Annotated in this window: 12 protein-coding genes; 6 read left to right on the top strand and 6 right to left on the bottom strand. The window is 57.5% G+C overall.

From position 1 onward, the window contains the following. Positions 1-172 precede the first annotated feature (172 nt). Together IV109_RS16455 and IV109_RS16450 are read left to right on the top strand one after the other, a co-directional pair. Complete coding sequence (locus tag IV109_RS16455; protein WP_296699155.1) at positions 173-1,609, top strand: IS1182 family transposase; 1,437 nt, start codon at positions 173-175, stop codon at positions 1,607-1,609. A gap of 538 nt (positions 1,610-2,147) precedes the next feature. After that, on the top strand, positions 2,148-3,341 hold the full coding sequence (locus tag IV109_RS16450; protein WP_296699153.1) for a GGDEF domain-containing protein: 1,194 nt from the start codon (positions 2,148-2,150) through the stop codon (positions 3,339-3,341). Between the two features lie 327 nt (positions 3,342-3,668). Here IV109_RS16450 and IV109_RS16445 read toward each other — a convergent pair whose 3' ends face one another. After that, positions 3,669-4,292: a tyrosine-type recombinase/integrase gene (locus tag IV109_RS16445; protein ID WP_296699150.1), complete on the bottom strand. Its 624-nt coding sequence runs from the start codon at positions 4,290-4,292 to the stop codon at positions 3,669-3,671. 330 nt (positions 4,293-4,622) lie between these two features. Here IV109_RS16445 and IV109_RS16440 point away from each other — a divergent pair, with 330 nt between their 5' ends. The 3 genes from IV109_RS16440 (at position 4,623) to rpiA (ending at position 7,645) form a co-directional block, all read left to right on the top strand. Continuing rightward, positions 4,623-5,684 carry a hypothetical protein gene (locus IV109_RS16440; RefSeq protein ID WP_296699147.1) on the top strand — a complete coding sequence of 354 codons (1,062 nt, stop codon included), beginning with the start codon at positions 4,623-4,625 and terminating at the stop codon, positions 5,682-5,684. A 276-nt stretch (positions 5,685-5,960) separates the two neighbouring features. After that, on the top strand, positions 5,961-6,545 hold the full coding sequence (locus IV109_RS16435; RefSeq protein WP_296699145.1) for a recombinase family protein: 585 nt from the start codon (positions 5,961-5,963) through the stop codon (positions 6,543-6,545). Between the two features lie 395 nt (positions 6,546-6,940). Continuing rightward, positions 6,941-7,645 carry a ribose-5-phosphate isomerase RpiA gene (rpiA, locus tag IV109_RS16430; protein ID WP_296699143.1) on the top strand — a complete coding sequence of 235 codons (705 nt, stop codon included), beginning with the start codon at positions 6,941-6,943 and terminating at the stop codon, positions 7,643-7,645. A gap of 9 nt (positions 7,646-7,654) precedes the next feature. Here rpiA and IV109_RS16425 read toward each other — a convergent pair whose 3' ends face one another. The 5 genes from IV109_RS16425 to IV109_RS16405 form a co-directional block, all read right to left on the bottom strand. Continuing rightward, entirely contained in the window at positions 7,655-8,317 is a 663-nt protein-coding gene (locus IV109_RS16425) for a DUF4124 domain-containing protein (protein ID WP_296699141.1), read from the bottom strand. 11 nt (positions 8,318-8,328) lie between these two features. Next, on the bottom strand, positions 8,329-10,368 hold the full coding sequence (locus tag IV109_RS16420; protein ID WP_296699139.1) for a M3 family metallopeptidase: 2,040 nt from the start codon (positions 10,366-10,368) through the stop codon (positions 8,329-8,331). A gap of 6 nt (positions 10,369-10,374) precedes the next feature. Beyond that, on the bottom strand, positions 10,375-11,238 hold the full coding sequence (folD, locus tag IV109_RS16415; protein WP_296699137.1) for a bifunctional methylenetetrahydrofolate dehydrogenase/methenyltetrahydrofolate cyclohydrolase FolD: 864 nt from the start codon (positions 11,236-11,238) through the stop codon (positions 10,375-10,377). A 74-nt stretch (positions 11,239-11,312) separates the two neighbouring features. Then, entirely contained in the window at positions 11,313-11,939 is a 627-nt protein-coding gene (locus tag IV109_RS16410; protein ID WP_296699135.1) for a response regulator, read from the bottom strand. A 14-nt stretch (positions 11,940-11,953) separates the two neighbouring features. After that, the gene (locus tag IV109_RS16405) at positions 11,954-14,464 is read right to left on the bottom strand and encodes a PAS domain-containing sensor histidine kinase (protein ID WP_296699560.1); all 2,511 of its coding nucleotides are present in this window, start codon (positions 14,462-14,464) and stop codon (positions 11,954-11,956) included. 200 nt (positions 14,465-14,664) lie between these two features. On the opposite strand from IV109_RS16405, the gene aceE reads away from it, so the two are divergent. Continuing rightward, positions 14,665-16,523 (top strand): pyruvate dehydrogenase (acetyl-transferring), homodimeric type (gene aceE, locus IV109_RS16400; protein ID WP_296699133.1); only part of this gene is annotated, 1,859 nt, incomplete at its 3' end.

Below are 16,523 nucleotides of genomic sequence, written 5' to 3'. Positions count from 1 at the left end.
TTTGGCCGAATGTCGACATGACATCCCGTTGATCTAGAACGACTGGCAGTGTGAACACAGCCCGATAACTGGGCACTGTTCATTGAATTGTGGCTGACTCCTTTGGGCAGAGGCTGTGTAAAAACGCTGAATTGTTTTAGACTGAGCCATTCGTACTGCAGGGGATTGCGTTATGAAGCGATTCATCGAAGGTCAGGATCGGGCGCAAAGTATTTTGCTGCCGGAATGTCTGGACGATTTCGTTGATGAGGACAATCCGGTTCGAGTCATTGACGCCTTCGTGGGTGAACTCGATTTAGCAAGCCTAGGATTTGAGAGTGTTCTGCCCCAGGCTACAGGGCGACCTGCTTACCACCCCTCGCTGCTGCTCAAGATCTATATCTACGGCTATCTCAACCGGGTCCAATCCAGCAGACGCCTGGAACGTGAAGCGCAACGCAACATGGAGCTGATGTGGCTTGCTGGTCGCCTTACACCGGACTTCAAGACCATTGCCAACTTCCGCAAAGACAACGGCAAGGCTATTCGCAATGTTTGCAGCCAGTTCATTGTCCTGTGCCGCCAGCTGAATCTGTTCTCGCAGGCGGTCGTGGCCATTGATGGCAGCAAGTTCAAGGCGGTCAATAGTCAGGATAAGAATCTCACCAAGGGGAAGCTGCGGGCGCGCCTGGAGCTGGTGGAGGCCAACATCGCAAAGTACCTCACCGCGCTGGATACCGCAGACCGCCAAGAGCCCGATGTCGCCGCTGCCAGGATTCCCCGCTTGCAGCAGAAGATCGCCAGCATGCGCAGCCGGTTGAAGGAACTCAGGCTGCAAGAGGTACAACTGCCCAATGAACCTGACCAGCAGATATCCATGACAGACCCCGACTCACGCTCCATGGCCACCACAGGGAAAGGCACTGGTGTGGTGGGATACAACATGCAAGCTGCTGTGGACACCAAGAACCACCTGATCGTTGCCCATGAAGTCACCAACATAGGCAGCGACCGCGCGCAACTTGCAAACATGGCTCTCAAGGCCCGCAGTTGCATGGGTAAAGAAGAACTCACTGTTATCGCGGACCGTGGCTATTTCAAAGGGGAAGAGATTCACAAATGCCATCAGGTCGGTATAGACGTGATAGTCCCCAAGCCCAATACCTCAAACGCCAAGGCTGAAGGTCGCTTTGATAAAGCTGACTTTGTGTACATCGCCAAAGACGACGAATACCGCTGCCCTGCCGGGCAACGTGCGATATACAGATTCACTAGAGAAGAGTCAGGTTTACAGATACGACGCTACTGGAGCAGCGCGTGCACTCAGTGCGCCATCAAAACAAAATGCACACCGAGCGATTACCGCCGCATCTCGCGTTGGGAACATGAGAGCGTTTTAGAGGATGTACAGCATCGACTCGACCACAACCCTGAAGCCATGTCCATTCGAAGGCGAACGATTGAGCATGTCTTCGGAACGTTGAAGCACTGGATGGGCTCCACGCACTTCCAGACCCGCCGGATTGAGCGGGTGAGTACCGAAATGAGCCTGCACATACTTGCATATAACCTAAAGCGATTCATCAGCATCTTCGGTATAGCTGGCGCGATTGAGGCGATGCAGGGTTGAGCACAGCGGGGCATTGCCCACTCGCTTTTTATGGGTTGCTTGCATAAATTCCAGGCAAATCAGTCACATTCGCATGTATGACCACTGGATGAGTTCAGCGATGCTGAGTTGGAGATTCATGTCCGTTTCTGCCGCCGAGCGTCACCATCAGCGGCGCTCGTCCGTTTTTACACAGCCTCGGCACGATGCCGAAGCTCACGAAGTGCTTCTATCTGGGATCGTAATGGACTGCCCTAAAGCCGACTGTCGTGAGCACCCGCAATCGCGGCGTACGCGAAGTATACGAACGACTCCTGACCGGTCATACATAGGACTACCCGTAAGCTGACTGTCGCAAATGTCAGCCGTGCGCTGCAACCCGGGTCTACAGCTGTCTCGTGATCTGACGCTCAATTTGACAGCCATGTCGCCGGCGCGTTGCCTTTGGAGAGCGCCGCCAATCACCCGTAACAGCGGTTCAATGTCCAGACCTTGGCGCTGCTCAGACAGGCCCAGGGCCTGCCATAATTCTTCCCATGCGGTTTGATTCCCATCTGTAATGCTGTTGTCGCTGTCGGCCACCGAGGTGTCGTTCCTGATGTTGGCTGTGATCCAGGCCGTTGCGAGCCTGGTCTGGGCGCTCGCGGCCTGGGCGGTGCCCGATGCTCGCCGCGCCGCGGCGCACTGGGCTGCGTGGTCGGGATTGAGCGCCACCACCTGGGTCGTGCTGTCGATGCAGCTGCAGCTGCAGCTGCAGTCGCCACCGCTGTTGGGAGTCTTCTGCGGAGTGCTTGGCGTAATCATGCTGCAGCGCGGCATCCGAATCTACATCGGCAAGCCGCCGAGGTGGCAAATGCCGCTGGCGCTGCTGCTGCTGGTGGTGGTGACGGACCGACTCACCGGGCCGTCGACGTACCGTCAACTGCAGCCGATGGTCAACTTCGGCGTACTTGCGTGGCTCTACTTCGGCACCGCAGTCGACCTGCGCGCGCATGGGCGCGACGAGTTGCGGCTGCGCTGGCCGGTGCTGCTGGCGCTGCCGGTGCTGCTCGGAGGCGCTGCGTACCTGAGCCGGGCGCTGCGCGCCGCGCTGTCGCCCGAGTCGGTGCTGGCAGAGATGACGACCAACAGTTCGCTCAACGTCGGCGCGGCCTTGAGTTTTCTTGTGCTCGTCCTCTGCCTGCATGCGACTCTGCTCGCGCTGGTCGTGGCACGGCTGGTCACGGGACTGCGTCGGCTTGCGCGGCGTGACGGCCTTACAGGGCTCCTCAACCGACGTGCAATCGAAGAGGCGCTCGATGCACAGATGCAGCGCAGCCAGCGTAGCGACCAGGTGTTCACGCTGATGATGCTCGATCTCGACCATTTCAAGGTCATCAACGACCGGCACGGGCACGCTATGGGCGACCACGCGCTCAAGCATGTCGCGGCGTTGCTGCATGGCGAGCTACGCAACGTCGACCTTCTCGGGCGCTACGGCGGCGAGGAGTTCCTGTTTCTGCTGCCGGGCCTGCATTTGGCACAGGCGCTTCCGGTGGCCGAGCGGCTGCGCGAGGGAATCGCCGCGAGGCCATTGGTGCTTGCCGGGGTGACGGTGCCGCTGTCGGTCAGCATCGGGGTGGCCGAATCGGCTGGCACGCAGGCCGATCCACGCAGCGTGCTCGCGCGCGCCGATGCGGCGCTCTACCGGGCCAAGGCCGAGGGCCGCAATCGCGTGCTGGCCGATGACGCCCCGCGCACGGTCAGGCCGTGACATACCTCAACGGGCCACCATGAACTTGATCTGGAAGCCTCGTTGAGGATCGTCCGCCGCCAATGATGCCTGATCGGCAATCGAATAGTCGCAATTTGACTTTCGTATTGCGGGCATTGGTGAAGGAAAGCAAGCGCCGCAATCCAGTCACCTGCCTAGTTGGCACATCCCTTCAATCGGATGACCGCTTTGTGGCGATGAGTTCGAGAGTCTGTACTTCAGTTTTGGGTCGACTGCCGCGGCAAGTCCGGGCCTGCTGCTGCCGGTCGCGAATGACCGCTGTGTAGCGGTCAAATATTAGGCATCAACTTAGCCCGCAACCTTCAGTCAAATCTCGGTCTGCTCGGCGATCTCCAGGGCATCTTCTACTTCGATGCCAAGATACCTCACGGTGCTTTCGATTTTGGTGTGACCAAGCAGCAGCTGCACTGCACGCAGGTTTTTGGATCTGCGGTAGATCAAAGTGGCCTTGGTCCGCCGCATGGAATGCGTTCCATAGAGGGAGGGATCCAGGCCGATTTCCTTGACCCAACCGTCAACAATGCGGGCGTACTGCCTGGTGCCCAGATGCTGCGATTTATGAATACGACTGGGAAAGAGGTAGTCCTCTGATGTCAGTGCGGATACCTTGATCCAGGCATCAACCGCATCGCGCGTAGGCGACGTGATTTCAAACTGAACTGGCATTGACGTCTTTTTTTGCATGACGATGGCGCGGGTGGAGACGCGATCACCGTGGCAAATGTCTTTGACCCGCAGGTTTACCAAATCGCACGCCCGGAGCTTGCTGTCGAGTCCCAAATCAAACAGAGCAAGCTCTCTTGTCCTGTGATTGAGTTGGAGTCGAACCCGGATCGCCCAAATATCTTTGAGCTTCAGCGGTGCCTTTTGACCGACAATTTTCCCCTTGTTCCAAGGGGACTTGTGTGTGCAATCGTGATCATTTTCCATGATGAACTCCTTTGACGATGAGGGAGTTCAAGTCTGGTCAAAACGGAAGGAATATCCAAGTGACCGTTATCAAGGCAGAACTCCCGATATCTGTCGTTCATGGCCGAAAATTGGGGTTACTGCGCGTGCTGAGGATTTAACAAAGCGGTCATTCGATTGCAGCCAAAGATCAAAAAGCAGCCGTTCGAGTCCGCAAATGGTTTGTCCTGACCGTCCGGCTCCTGAGCGGCGGGAGCCGACATTGCGCAACATCTTCAAATTTGGGGTTTTCAGTCCTGAAGAGCAGTGCAGAATCAGGCCTACAACCTTTCTATTTTGCGGTCATTCACAATGTCAATTAAATCATTCTCGTGCACTCTCGGTTTAAGCCTATTCATCCAGTTCGTAGGCGTCCTACCGTGTCTGGCACAGGAGTCTTTAAATACCAGCGCTGGCGAAGCAGCGAGTTGTATTTTCGATATTGGTCGTGGCGTCGATGTAATCGTTACCGCAAAATATGAAAAAGAGAATCTCGTGGGGGGTGAGTTGCGGTTCCGGCGCCGACTAGTCGACGCTTCAGGTAAGGGGAAGCTGGAAATCGCAGCACAGAGAGTGCAGATATACAGCTTGTGGACAGAAACACGAGTTAGTCCAATGAGTTTGCATCAGAGCGTCTTTGAAACAGCGGAGCCCGGTCAACCCCGCACACAAGTTCAGTCAATTAACTTCTCCGTGCTTCCTCTATCAGGCCGTCGCGCAAACATCGGCTTTGTTTTTCTTGAAAATGCAGCAAGACTGGACAAAGTGGATATTGGCAAGGGGCTCACGTTCGGAGCGCCTCAACCGCAAATAAATGGCTCAGAGCTGCAAGGAGGAGAAGCGCTTAAGTGTCCAATCGGGCTGAAAAATTTGACTCCAAAGGACTACCTTACATCGCGACTCCTCAGTAAGGACTCGGCTGTGGGTCTGGAAGCTGCTATTGAACTGCTGGGAGGTGAGGACACAGCGGAGCCGGGCTCTTTGATGTTGGCGTCATATTGGATCAACAAAGCGGAAAATCCCAAACTTGCTTTGCGAACTTTTTACAAAAGCATGTATCGCTTGAAATGCATTCAGGAACGATACAGCGCTGTGTTCATGCCCTATGTTATAGGTGTCACCGCACCCGTTATGAACGACCATGCTGTACTGAATACTTCACAAGTAATTGAAGCTTTGCAAGACGTTCTGACGTGGGATGAAAGGACGTTTTTGGAATGGGTAAATGAAATGGGGCTTGATCCGAATGACGCTGTTCTAAAGAAGAATAGGAATGCCGTGAAAAAGGAAACCCTAAAACTTATTGCTGACCTTCAGTCAAACCCGAAAGCGTCCGAAACACAACTTCGTAAGTACGCCGACCCATTCCTTTAAACGCATCCAGAAAAAAAGCTGCCATTGGGTTTCCAGTAAGAAGTCATTCATGGCCGACCGGAAGAGCGTGAACTTGACTTGAGAATGCACCGGGTTAATGACTGCTTTCGAGACCGACGGATGTCCGCTATGGGCCTTTTGCGGGCATCCAACCCTGTACTAAATCGTCCGAAAACGGACCCGCGCAACAGGGATGTACGAAAAATAGCTTAACAAACTTTCGTACATAGCGGATAATACGGACATCCAATTCGTACACTTTCTTGGAGTCTTGTAGTGTCTCGTGTCTTCGCATACTGCCGGGTCTCAACGTCCGATCAGACAACCGACAACCAAATCCAGGAGATCGCGGGAGCCGGGTTCAGTATCACCTCGCAGCGCACCATCGTTGAAACTATATCGGGGTCGGTAGCAGCTAGGGAACGCAAAGGGTTTGGCCAACTCATCAACAAACTTGAGTCGGGGGATGTGTTGGTGGTCACAAAGCTGGATAGGCTTGGCAGAAATGCTATGGACGTGCGCGCAACGGTGGAAGCCCTTGAAGGCATGGGCGTACGGGTGCACTGCCTCTCGCTCGGAGGTACTGACCTTACCAGTCCGGCTGGGAAGCTGACTATGGGGGTCATCGCCGCCGTCGCTGAATTTGAACGAGATTTACTAATTGAGCGCACTCAAGCTGGACTATCGCGTGCGGTATCACAGGGCAAGACCCTAGGCAGGCCTTCAAGTCTGACAAAAGCTCAAGCTGGGGAGGTATTGAAGAGGTTAGACACTGGCGATTCTGTTGCTGCTCTAGCGAGGGTGTACCGTACAAGCCGTCAGTCAATCATGCGAATCAGGGACGGTAGCGTGGTCAGCTGATGGGAGTTTATGAAGTGGCTCTCCATATTGAGTGTCTCCGCGTTTTGTCGAGCCGGTGCGGGTGTCCACTCTGCCTCGACCACGAGCCATTACACTTCAATGTATCCGAATTGGAAGACGTGACAAACACTGTCGTCTTGTACAACTGAACCGTTTTGTAGAGTTAAATTTAAGTCAATATGTCTGTAAGCGCTTTGATTTCATCTGCTTACTGACTAACTTACTTACATTTTTAAGAAGTGCTCCGTGGAATACCTTCTGTGCCCAATGAATATTATTGAAAAGTCATTCATTCAGTCAGTTTTTCATGGTCTCACCCGCACTTAAATGAAATCCAGCAGCGTTACCGCGCAAAGTTTTGTACAAAATTTTCACAACTCACCCGATTTTCCCAGATGTCCAACTCAAATCCCCAATCCAGTGCGACGCTTTCGCAAGATGACCTCAAAACCCTGGTCGGGCAGGCCGCGCTCCACTATGTGGTGCCCGGCGAGATCGTGGGTGTCGGCACCGGCTCCACGGTGAACAAGTTCATCGACGCGCTGGCCAGCATGAAGGACCAGATCAAGGGCGCTGTCTCAAGCTCTGTTGCCAGTACCGAGCGTCTGAAAGCCCTGGGCATTCCGGTATTTGATTCGAACGATGTGGCCGAGTTGTCGGTCTACATTGACGGCGCCGACGAGATTGACGGCCAGGGCAACATGGTAAAAGGCGGCGGTGCGGCGCTGACGCGTGAAAAGATTGTCGCAGCGCTGTCGCGAAAGTTTGTCTGCATTGCCGATGAATCCAAGCTGGTTCCGATGCTGGGCAAGTATCCCCTGCCAGTGGAAGTCATTCCCATGGCGGCTCAGCAGGTGATCCGGCAGTTTGCAGCCATGGGGGGGCAAGCACGGATTCGTCTGAAAGACGGGCAACCCCTGGTAACTGACAATGGTCAGATTCTGGTTGATGTGACCGGTTTGCAGATCAGCGACCCGCTGGCTTTTGAATCGCAGGTGAGTCAGTGGCCCGGTGTGGTGACCGTGGGTGTGTTTGCCTTTCAGAAGGCTCAGGTCTGCCTGCTGGGCACCGCCAGCGGCGTTAAAACCCTGACGTTTTGACCCGACGGTTTAGAACTTGATGCCGGCTGGATTGGACGAGTTTTCCGCCGGCGGCTGGCTGACCGGCGCCGGTGCACGCGGTGCTTTGGCGTCATCTGTTTTGGCGACCGGTTCTGCTTTTTGCAGTTCAACCAGCGGCGCGGCTGCCGGGTTTCGGTAGCTGGGCGGCAGAACCGAGGATTTCGGGTAACCGGCAGCGTCCAGGTACTGCGTCCATTCAGAATCCGCAAAGCCCCGAATCTGCTGGCTGCCGATGGTCAAAAAGGGCAGGGAATTGTCCCCGCTGATGCGCTGCAGGGCTTCGCTGTCTTCAGCGGTTGTGACGGTTTTTTCGGTGAAGGGAACACCGCGGCTGGTGAGCAGCGCGCGGCCTGAGCCACAGGGGCCGCAGTTGTTAGCGCTGTAAAGCGTTACCGGGTACTTGCCGGCCGCCTGGCGCAGTTCGAAGGGAAGCGTGCCACCGCCGCCAATAGCCTTGCCACCGGCGCCGAGCGCTGTCGCGTTGGCCGATGCGGCAGGTGGTTTGTCGGAAAAGCTGATTTTGCCGTCGGCTCCAACCACTTTGTAGATGGTCTGGGCCTGAGCGGAAAATGACAGCAGCAATGAGGCCGAAAAAACCGCCGCTCCCATGGCTCCGAAAGCGGGGATGAATTTCAAAATGACCTTGTTCATGGTGTGTACCTTCACTTTTGGCCTGTCATGCCTTGATGCCGCAACAAGGCGTCCAAATTGGGCGCACGGCCCCGGAATGCCTTGAATGATTCAATGGCGGGCCGACTTCCGCCGGCTTCCAGGATGGCCTGCCTGTATTTTCTACCTGTTTCGACATTTGGCAACCCGTCTTTACCCACGGTTTCTTCAAAAGCGGCATAGGCATCGGCGCTCAGCACTTCGGCCCATTTGTAGCTGTAATAACCGGCGGCGTAACCTCCGGCAAATATGTGACTGAAGGTGTGCGCCGTGCGGCTCCACTCCGGTGGCTGGAGTACCGCCACTTCCTGGCGAACCTGCGCCAGCAGCGGCATCAGATCCTGCGCAGGGTCGTGGGCGGTGTGCAGCAGCATGTCAAACAGTGAGAACTCGATCTGGCGCAGGGTCTGCATGCCACTCTGGAAGTTCTTGGCGGCCAGCATCTTGTCAAACAATTCACGCGGCAGCGGTGCGCCCGTTTCGACGTGAGATGTCATGTGGCGCAGGACGTCCCATTCCCAGCAGAAATTCTCCATGAACTGGCTGGGCAGTTCTACCGCGTCCCACTCGACGCCGCTAATGCCAGAGACATCGCGCTCATTGACCTGAGACAGCAGGTGATGCAAGCCATGCCCGAATTCGTGGAACAGTGTCGTGACATCGTCATGCGTCAAAAGGGCGGGCTTGCCGTCCACGCCGTCGGCAAAGTTGCACACCAAGTGGGCCACCGGCGTTTGAAGCTGGTGCTTGTCGGGGCGCAGCCAGCGGGTGCGCACATCGTCCATCCAGGCGCCGCCGCGCTTGCCTTTGCGTGCCGATGGGTCGAGGTAGAACTGTCCCACCAGCTGGCCTGCGCGCTCAATGCGGTAGAACTCGACGCCTGGATGCCAGACGGGAGCGGTGTCCTTGCGGATGTTGACGTCAAACAGCGTCTCCACTATTTTGAACAAGCCTGCAAGCACCTTGGGCACGGTGAAATATTGTTTGACTTCCTGTTCGCTGAAGGCGTAGCGCGCTTCCTTCAGTTTTTCGCTGACGAAAGGCCAATCCCAGGCTTGCGGATGGGTCAGGTTCAGCTGCTGCGCTGCAAACTCGCGCAGGTCGGCCAGGTCTTTTTCGGCAAAGGGGCGCGCTTTGGCGGAGAGATCGCGCAGGAAGGTGATGACCTCCTGTGGCGAATCAGCCATTTTGGGAACGACCGAGAGTTCGCCAAAGTTTTGGTAACCCAGCAGTCGGGCCTCTTCCAGCCGCAATGCCAGCATTTCTGCAATCAGCGGAGAGTTGTCGAATTTGCGGGTTGACTCATCTGCCTGGTCTGATGCCCGGGTGACGTAGGCCCGGTAGAGGCGCTCGCGAAGCGCGCTGCTATTGGCGAACTGCATCACTGGCAGATAACAGGGCATTTTGAGCGTGAGCTTGAAGCCTTCTTTGTCGTCCGCCTTGGCCGCGGCAAGTGCGGCCTGCTTCACGTCCTCAGGCACGCCTTCAAGCTCATCGGTCTTGGCATAGTAGGCAAAGGCATCGGTCGCATCCAGCGCGTTTTCGCTGAACTTCTGGCTCAGTTCGGCCTGGCGTTCCTGAATGGCGGCAAATCGATCCCGATCCGCACCGACCAATTCGGCACCACCCAGCACGAAGTTGCGAATGGCATTCTTGTGGGCCTGGCGCTGCTCCGGGTTGAGCGTGGAGGGATCAATGGCCTTGTATTTGGCGTAGAGGCGTTCGTCGGCGCCCAGACGCGTGAAGAACTCGGTGATTTTGGGCAGTGCTTCGTTGTAGGCGGCCCGCAGTTCGGGTGTGTCGGCCACGCTGTTGAGATGGCTCACCGCGCCCCACGCGCGCCCCAGCTTCTCGGTGGAAACATCCAGCACACGGGCAATCTCGCTCCATTGCGCGGGATACGCCTGCGCCGTGACTGTTTCCAGTGCCGTGTTGGCGTCAGTCAGCAGTTGATCAATGGCTGGCGCCACATGTTCGGGTTTGATCTGGTCAAACAGTGGCAGATCGTCGAAGGAGAGCAGGGGATTGTTCATGAGACCTTATTTGGCGGCGCGTTCTGCAGCTTCAAGGGTGTTGACCAGCAACATGGTGATGGTCATGGGGCCTACGCCGCCGGGCACCGGGGTGATGTGCGAGGCCACTTCCTTGACGCCAGCGAAATCGACGTCACCACACAGCTTGCCGTCGTCGTTTCGGTTCATGCCGACGTCAATCACAATCGCACCGGGTTTGACCATGTCTGCGGTGAGTACGTTGCGCTTGCCGACTGCAGCCACGATAACGTCGGCCTGCCGGGTGAAGTGACCCATGTCAACAGTGGCGCTGTGGCAGACCGTGACGGTGGCATTCGCCTGCAACAGCAACAGCGCCATGGGCTTGCCCACGGTGTTGCTGCGACCGATGACCACCGCGTGCTTGCCGCGCAAGTCGAAACCGGTGCTCTCAATCAGCTTCATGCAGCCATAAGGCGTGCAGGGCCGAAAGCCGTCCTGGCCGGTCATCAGCTCTCCCGCGCTCAGGGTGGCGTAGCCATCCACATCCTTGGTGGCGGAGATGGCTTCTATGACCTTGTGCGGATTGATGTGCCTGGGCAAGGGCATCTGCACCAGAATGCCGTGGATGGTCGGGTCGATGTTGAGGGCGGCGATGCGGGCCAGCAGTACGTCTTCGGTCAGGGTCGCTTCGTATTTCTCGAAAACCGAATGCACGCCGGTATCTGCGCAGGCCTTGACCTTGTTGCGCACATAGACGGCGCTGGCCGGATCGTCGCCCACCAGAATTACGGCGAGTCCAGGTGTGGTGCCGCGTGCCTTGAGGGCCAGGGCCCGTGCGGCCACTTCGGAACGCAGCCGTGCCGAAAGGGCGAGGCCATCAATGATTTGGCCGAATTTCTGATTTGTCATAAAAGCAACTCCATAAATGAAAACGCCCGCTGGTCCTTTTTGGGCGGGCGCTGGTAGCTATGAATTAAATAGCTTCAAACTTTTCCGGCGACTTGTCCCAAAGCAATTTTCAGGAGATCGGCCACCGTGTTGGCGTTCAGTTTTTCCATGATGTTGGCGCGGTGCGCCTCCACCGTCTTGATGCTGATTCCCAGGTCGTCGGCGATCTGCTTGTTCAGACGTCCAGCCACGATGCGTTCCAGCACCTGTGATTCGCGCAGGGTCAGGCGCGCCATCAGTGCGCCACGGCTGGCGGCACTCTGGTGTTCGGCAAAGGAGCCTTTGGCGTGGTCCAGCATGCGCTCAACCAGCGGCACCAACTGATCTTCCTTGAAGGGCTTCTGGATGAAATCCATGGCCCCTTTTTTCATGGTGTCTACGGCCATGGGCACATCACCGTGGCCGGTGATGAAGACGATGGGCAGGGGGGAGCGGCTTTCAATCAGCCGGTTTTGCAGCTCAAGGCCAGTCATGCCGCCCATGCGGATGTCCACGATCAGACAAGCTACCTCGCGCGAGTCGTAGCGGCTCAAGAATGACTCCGCTGACTCAAAACAGCGTACGCGGTAATCTTTGCCCTCCAGCAGCCACTGAAGCGAATCGCGGACCGCTTCATCGTCGTCCACCACATAAACGGTGCCTTTTTTCGGAATCAAACTCATGCTTTAACCGGGATTTAACCTGGCGTCCTTGGTTGTTTGTGTCGAAGCTGCGCCTTCGGCGGCTGGGACTCCGCAATCGGAATCCAGAAGGAGAAACAGCACCCTGTGACCTCGGCGCCATTGTAGAGGTTCTCGGCTTTCATTCGACCCAGATGCGATTCCACGATCGAGCGGCAAAGGCTCAGGCCGATGCCCATGCCATCGGCCTTGGTGGAGTAGAACGCTTCATACAGTCTGGCCAGCACTTCAGGGGCAAGACCCTTGCCAGAGTCCATGACAGTGAATTCAATCACCGGCTTGCCGTCCACCTGGGCAGGTGCTACCCGCAATTTGACACTGCGTTGCGGCGTGGGGCGTTGGGCTGCATCAACCGATTCGGCGGCATTTCTGAGCAGGTTGACCAGCACCTGCTCGATCAGGATCGGGTCTACCAGCAGGGACGGCATGCGTGGCGCCACATAGTGTGTGAGTCGCACATTGCGGCGACGCAATTCGATGTCCACCAGTTCCACCGCTTCGTCCACCATGCCGGCGATTTCGGACAGGGAGCGATTGGGCTCGCTGCGCTTCACAAAGGAGCGGATGCGCTGGATGATCTGTCCCGCCCGCTGCGCCTGTTTGGCCGTTTTTTCCAGCGCGCCCAGCAAGTCTTCTTCGCTGATTTGTTGGGCCTTGATGCGCGACACCATGCCGTTGCAGTAGTTGTTGATGGCCGTGAGCGGCTGGTTCAATTCATGCGCCACGCTGGATGCCATCTCGCCCATGGTGATCAAGCGGCTGGCGGTCTGGGCGCGCTCGGTCTGGGCTGCAGATTGCTCTTCGGCCAGCCGGCGGGCCGTGATGTCGGTGGCGATGACCATTTGCGCCAGGCGGCCATCGACCCAGCTCAGGTACCGCGTGCGTACTTCCAGCCATTTGCCCAATTCGTCGAGATAGACTTCCGCACTTTCTGCTTCCCGCTCGGGCAACATCGTGGTGGGCATGCCGGCGAATGCGTCGACGTCATCCAGGGATTCATCACTCGGCGTGGTGGTGGGCACGCCGGCCTGAGCCCCCAGTTGCAGGTGGCCGCCCGCCAGGGTGCCGAACCACAGCCGGTAAAGCTTGTTGGCAAACAGCAACTCGTCGCTACCCAGTGGCGCCACTGATATGGAGGCGTCCAGCGCTTCCAGCACGGTGGTGAAGCGTTCATGGGATGCAGACAGTTGTTCACGGATCCGGTTGGGCTCGGTGATGTCGGTCATCGAGGTCATCCAGCCGGTTTGGGTGCCTCGGGCGTCGATCAGCGGCGATACATACAAACGGGCGTCGAAGAGTGTGCCATCGCGGCGCTTGACCCGAACCTGTATGCCACCGGCCGTGGTCTTGCCCGCCAGTTCATCTTCCAGACCGGACTTCAGCGCCGCGCGGTCTGCGTCGGGCCAATAGGGGAAGGGCGCAGTTCGCCCTACCAGGTCGGACTCGTTCCAGCCTGTCATCTGGCAAAAAGCGGCGTTGACGTAGGTGATGCGGCCCTGCAGGTCAAGCGCCCGCATGCCGGTCAGCATGGAGTTTTCCATGGCGCGACGAAAGCTTGTTTCCGACACCAGCGCTTGCTGCGCCTGCATGCGCCGGCGGGTATGGCGCCAATTGGCGATCAGCATCCAGGCCGTCATGACACTGAGTGTGATCACCAGCCAGAACAGGCCACTGCCGATCACACCCAGGGAGGTTCGGTAGGCTTGGGCCCGGATCACCAGGCCGTTGCCAACCGGGGATACAGGTACTTCGTAGATGTTGGCGGGGCTGGCCCACGGCAGCAGGCTGGTGGCGGGGTTGCGTGGCGGGATGCTGATGCCGGCAAGCAGGCCACCGTTGGCATCGTGGAAAGAGACCGCATACCGCGCCGAAACCTCGGCGGGCACGCCATAGCGAAACAGTCCATCGACGGAGTACTCGGCCAGCAGAACACCGGAAAATCGCACGCGTTCGCTCAAAGGAATATGCAATTGCAGCACGGCCTGGGTGTCGGGTGCCGCGGCGCGTTGCGCGTAAATGGGTTGCTGCAGTTCCCTGGTCAGGTTGTAGGTGTTCTCGGTATCCCCGGCCTTGAGCGTGGTCCCGACGCTTCGGAGCTGATTGGGCGACAGGCTGGCGGTGCTGAAGTGCGCTTTGATACGGCGCCGGTCATCAATCCAGGTGAGACCCTGAAGCTCAGGGTATTGGTTGATCATGCCTTCTGCCCGGGCCAGGAAGTCGTCAGGATCAAGCTCGCGGTTGGATATTTCGCGGGCAACACGCATCAGTTGTTCCTGCCGTTCCAGCAAGCGCAGACGCAGGCGCTGCTGGGTGTATTCGACATCGCGTTTGACGGCTTCCTGTTCCCTGTCAATTTCTTCGAGGCGCAAATAGCCGAAGACCGCAACGATGGCTGCCAAAAAAAGAAAAACGGCTGCCAGCGGCGCCAGGACAGCGAAGCGATCCTGGCGGCTTGGCGTGAGCCGCCGCCACCAGCCTCGCAAACGTGTCACTGGTGGGAGATGCATCGGATTGGGGAATGAAATTGAACGCGTCACAGGCATGGTGTGAAGTGTAGGGGACGCATCGCCGTGAGGCTGTCGCAACGGGTAATGCCTTGCTATTCATGTATCGCATTATGAAATCAAATAGCACTATTTGGAATTTGAAAATAATTATGTAAAAATAGGCGCACTGCACTAAATTAGCCAAAACCAAGGAGATCAGCATGTCAGCAGTTCCCGAAAATCTATTCGGCTCGGCCGCGCATGACGCGGACAGTCAGGAAACCCGCGAATGGATGGACGCCTTGTCCGCAGTGATTCAGAGCGAAGGCCCGGAGCGAGCCCATTTCCTGCTGGAACAGTTGCTGGAGCATGCGCGCCAAAGCAGCATCGACATGCCGTTCTCTGCCAACACCGGCTATGTCAACACCATCGAACCCGACCAGGAAGCGCATTGCCCCGGCAACATCGAGATCGAGGAGCGCCTGCGCGCCTACATGCGATGGAACGCGATGGCCATGGTGGTCAAAGCCAACCGCCACCATCCCGTCGACGGTGGCGACCTGGGCGGCCACATTGGTTCCTTTGCCTCGCTGGCGCATATGTTTGGTGCCGGTTTCAATCACTTCTGGCATGCCGAGAGTGAGAAGCATGGTGGTGATTGCCTGTACATCCAGGGTCACGTGTCCCCCGGTGTGTACGCCCGCGCCTATCTGGAAGGTCGTTTGACCGAAGAGCAGCTGCTTAATTTCCGCCAGGAAGTGGACGGCAAGGGCCTGTCCAGCTATCCGCATCCCAAGCTGATGCCCGAGTTCTGGCAGTTCCCCACAGTGTCGATGGGCTTGGGCCCATTGATGGCGATCTACCAGGCGCGCTTTTTGAAGTACCTGCACGCCCGTGGCATTGCCGACACCGCCAACCGCAAGGTCTGGGTGTTCTGCGGTGACGGCGAGATGGACGAGGTCGAATCCCTGGGCGCCATCGGCCTGGCTGCACGTGAGAAGCTGGACAACCTGATTTTTGTCATCAACTGCAACCTGCAGCGCCTGGACGGACCGGTGCGCGGCAATGGCAAGATCGTGCAGGAGCTGGAGGGCGAGTTCCGCGGCGCGGGCTGGAACGTCATCAAGCTGCTGTGGGGCAGCGACTGGGACCCCCTGTTGGCGCGCGACAAGGATGGTGCCTTGAAGAAGCTGATGATGGACACGCTGGACGGCGACTACCAGGCGTTCAAGGCGAACGATGGCGCTTATGTGCGCAAGCATTTCTTTGGCCGTGACCCGCGCACACTGGAGATGGTGGCGCACATGAGTGACGACGAGATCTGGGCCTTGCGCCGGGGCGGCCACGATCCGAAGAAGGTCTACGCCGCGTATGCCGCTGCCGTCAAACACGAAGGCCAGCCCACTGTGCTGCTGATCAAGACCGTCAAGGGTTTTGGCATGGGCAAGAGCGGTGAAGGCAAGAACAATGTGCACCAAACCAAGAAGCTGACCGATGAAGACATCAAGATCTTTCGCGACCGTTTCAACATCCCGGTGCCGGACAGCCAGATAGCTGACATCCCGTTCTACAAGCCGGCCGATGACACGCCTGAGATGCGCTACCTGCACGAGCGACGTGAGGCCTTGGGCGGCTATCTGCCGCACCGCCGTACCAAGGCCGACGAGCACTTTACCGTGCCTTCGCTGGAGACCTTCAAGTCGGTGATCGAGCCCACGGCCGAAGGCCGCGAAATCTCGACCACGCAGGCCTATGTGCGCTTTTTGACGACCTTGCTGCGCGATCAGGCGCTGGGCCCGCGGGTGGTGCCGATATTGGTCGACGAGGCGCGTACCTTTGGCATGGAGGGCTTGTTCCGCCAAATTGGTATTTACAACCCCGAAGGCCAGAAGTACACGCCGGTCGATAAAGACCAGGTGATGTACTACAAGGAAGACACCAAGGGTCAGATCCTGCAGGAAGGTATCAATGAAGCCGGTGGCATGAGCAGCTGGATTGCAGCCGCCACCAGCTACAGCACCAACAACCGCATCATGGTGCCGTTCTATGTGTACTACTCGATGTTCGGCTTCCAGCGCAT

Origin of the sequence: Rhodoferax sp. (assembly GCF_018780565.1) — a bacterium.
Lineage (GTDB): Bacteria > Pseudomonadota > Gammaproteobacteria > Burkholderiales > Burkholderiaceae_C > Rhodoferax.
Note: the sequence above shows the minus strand (reverse complement) of the source record. Positions and strands in the feature narration are given on the sequence as shown.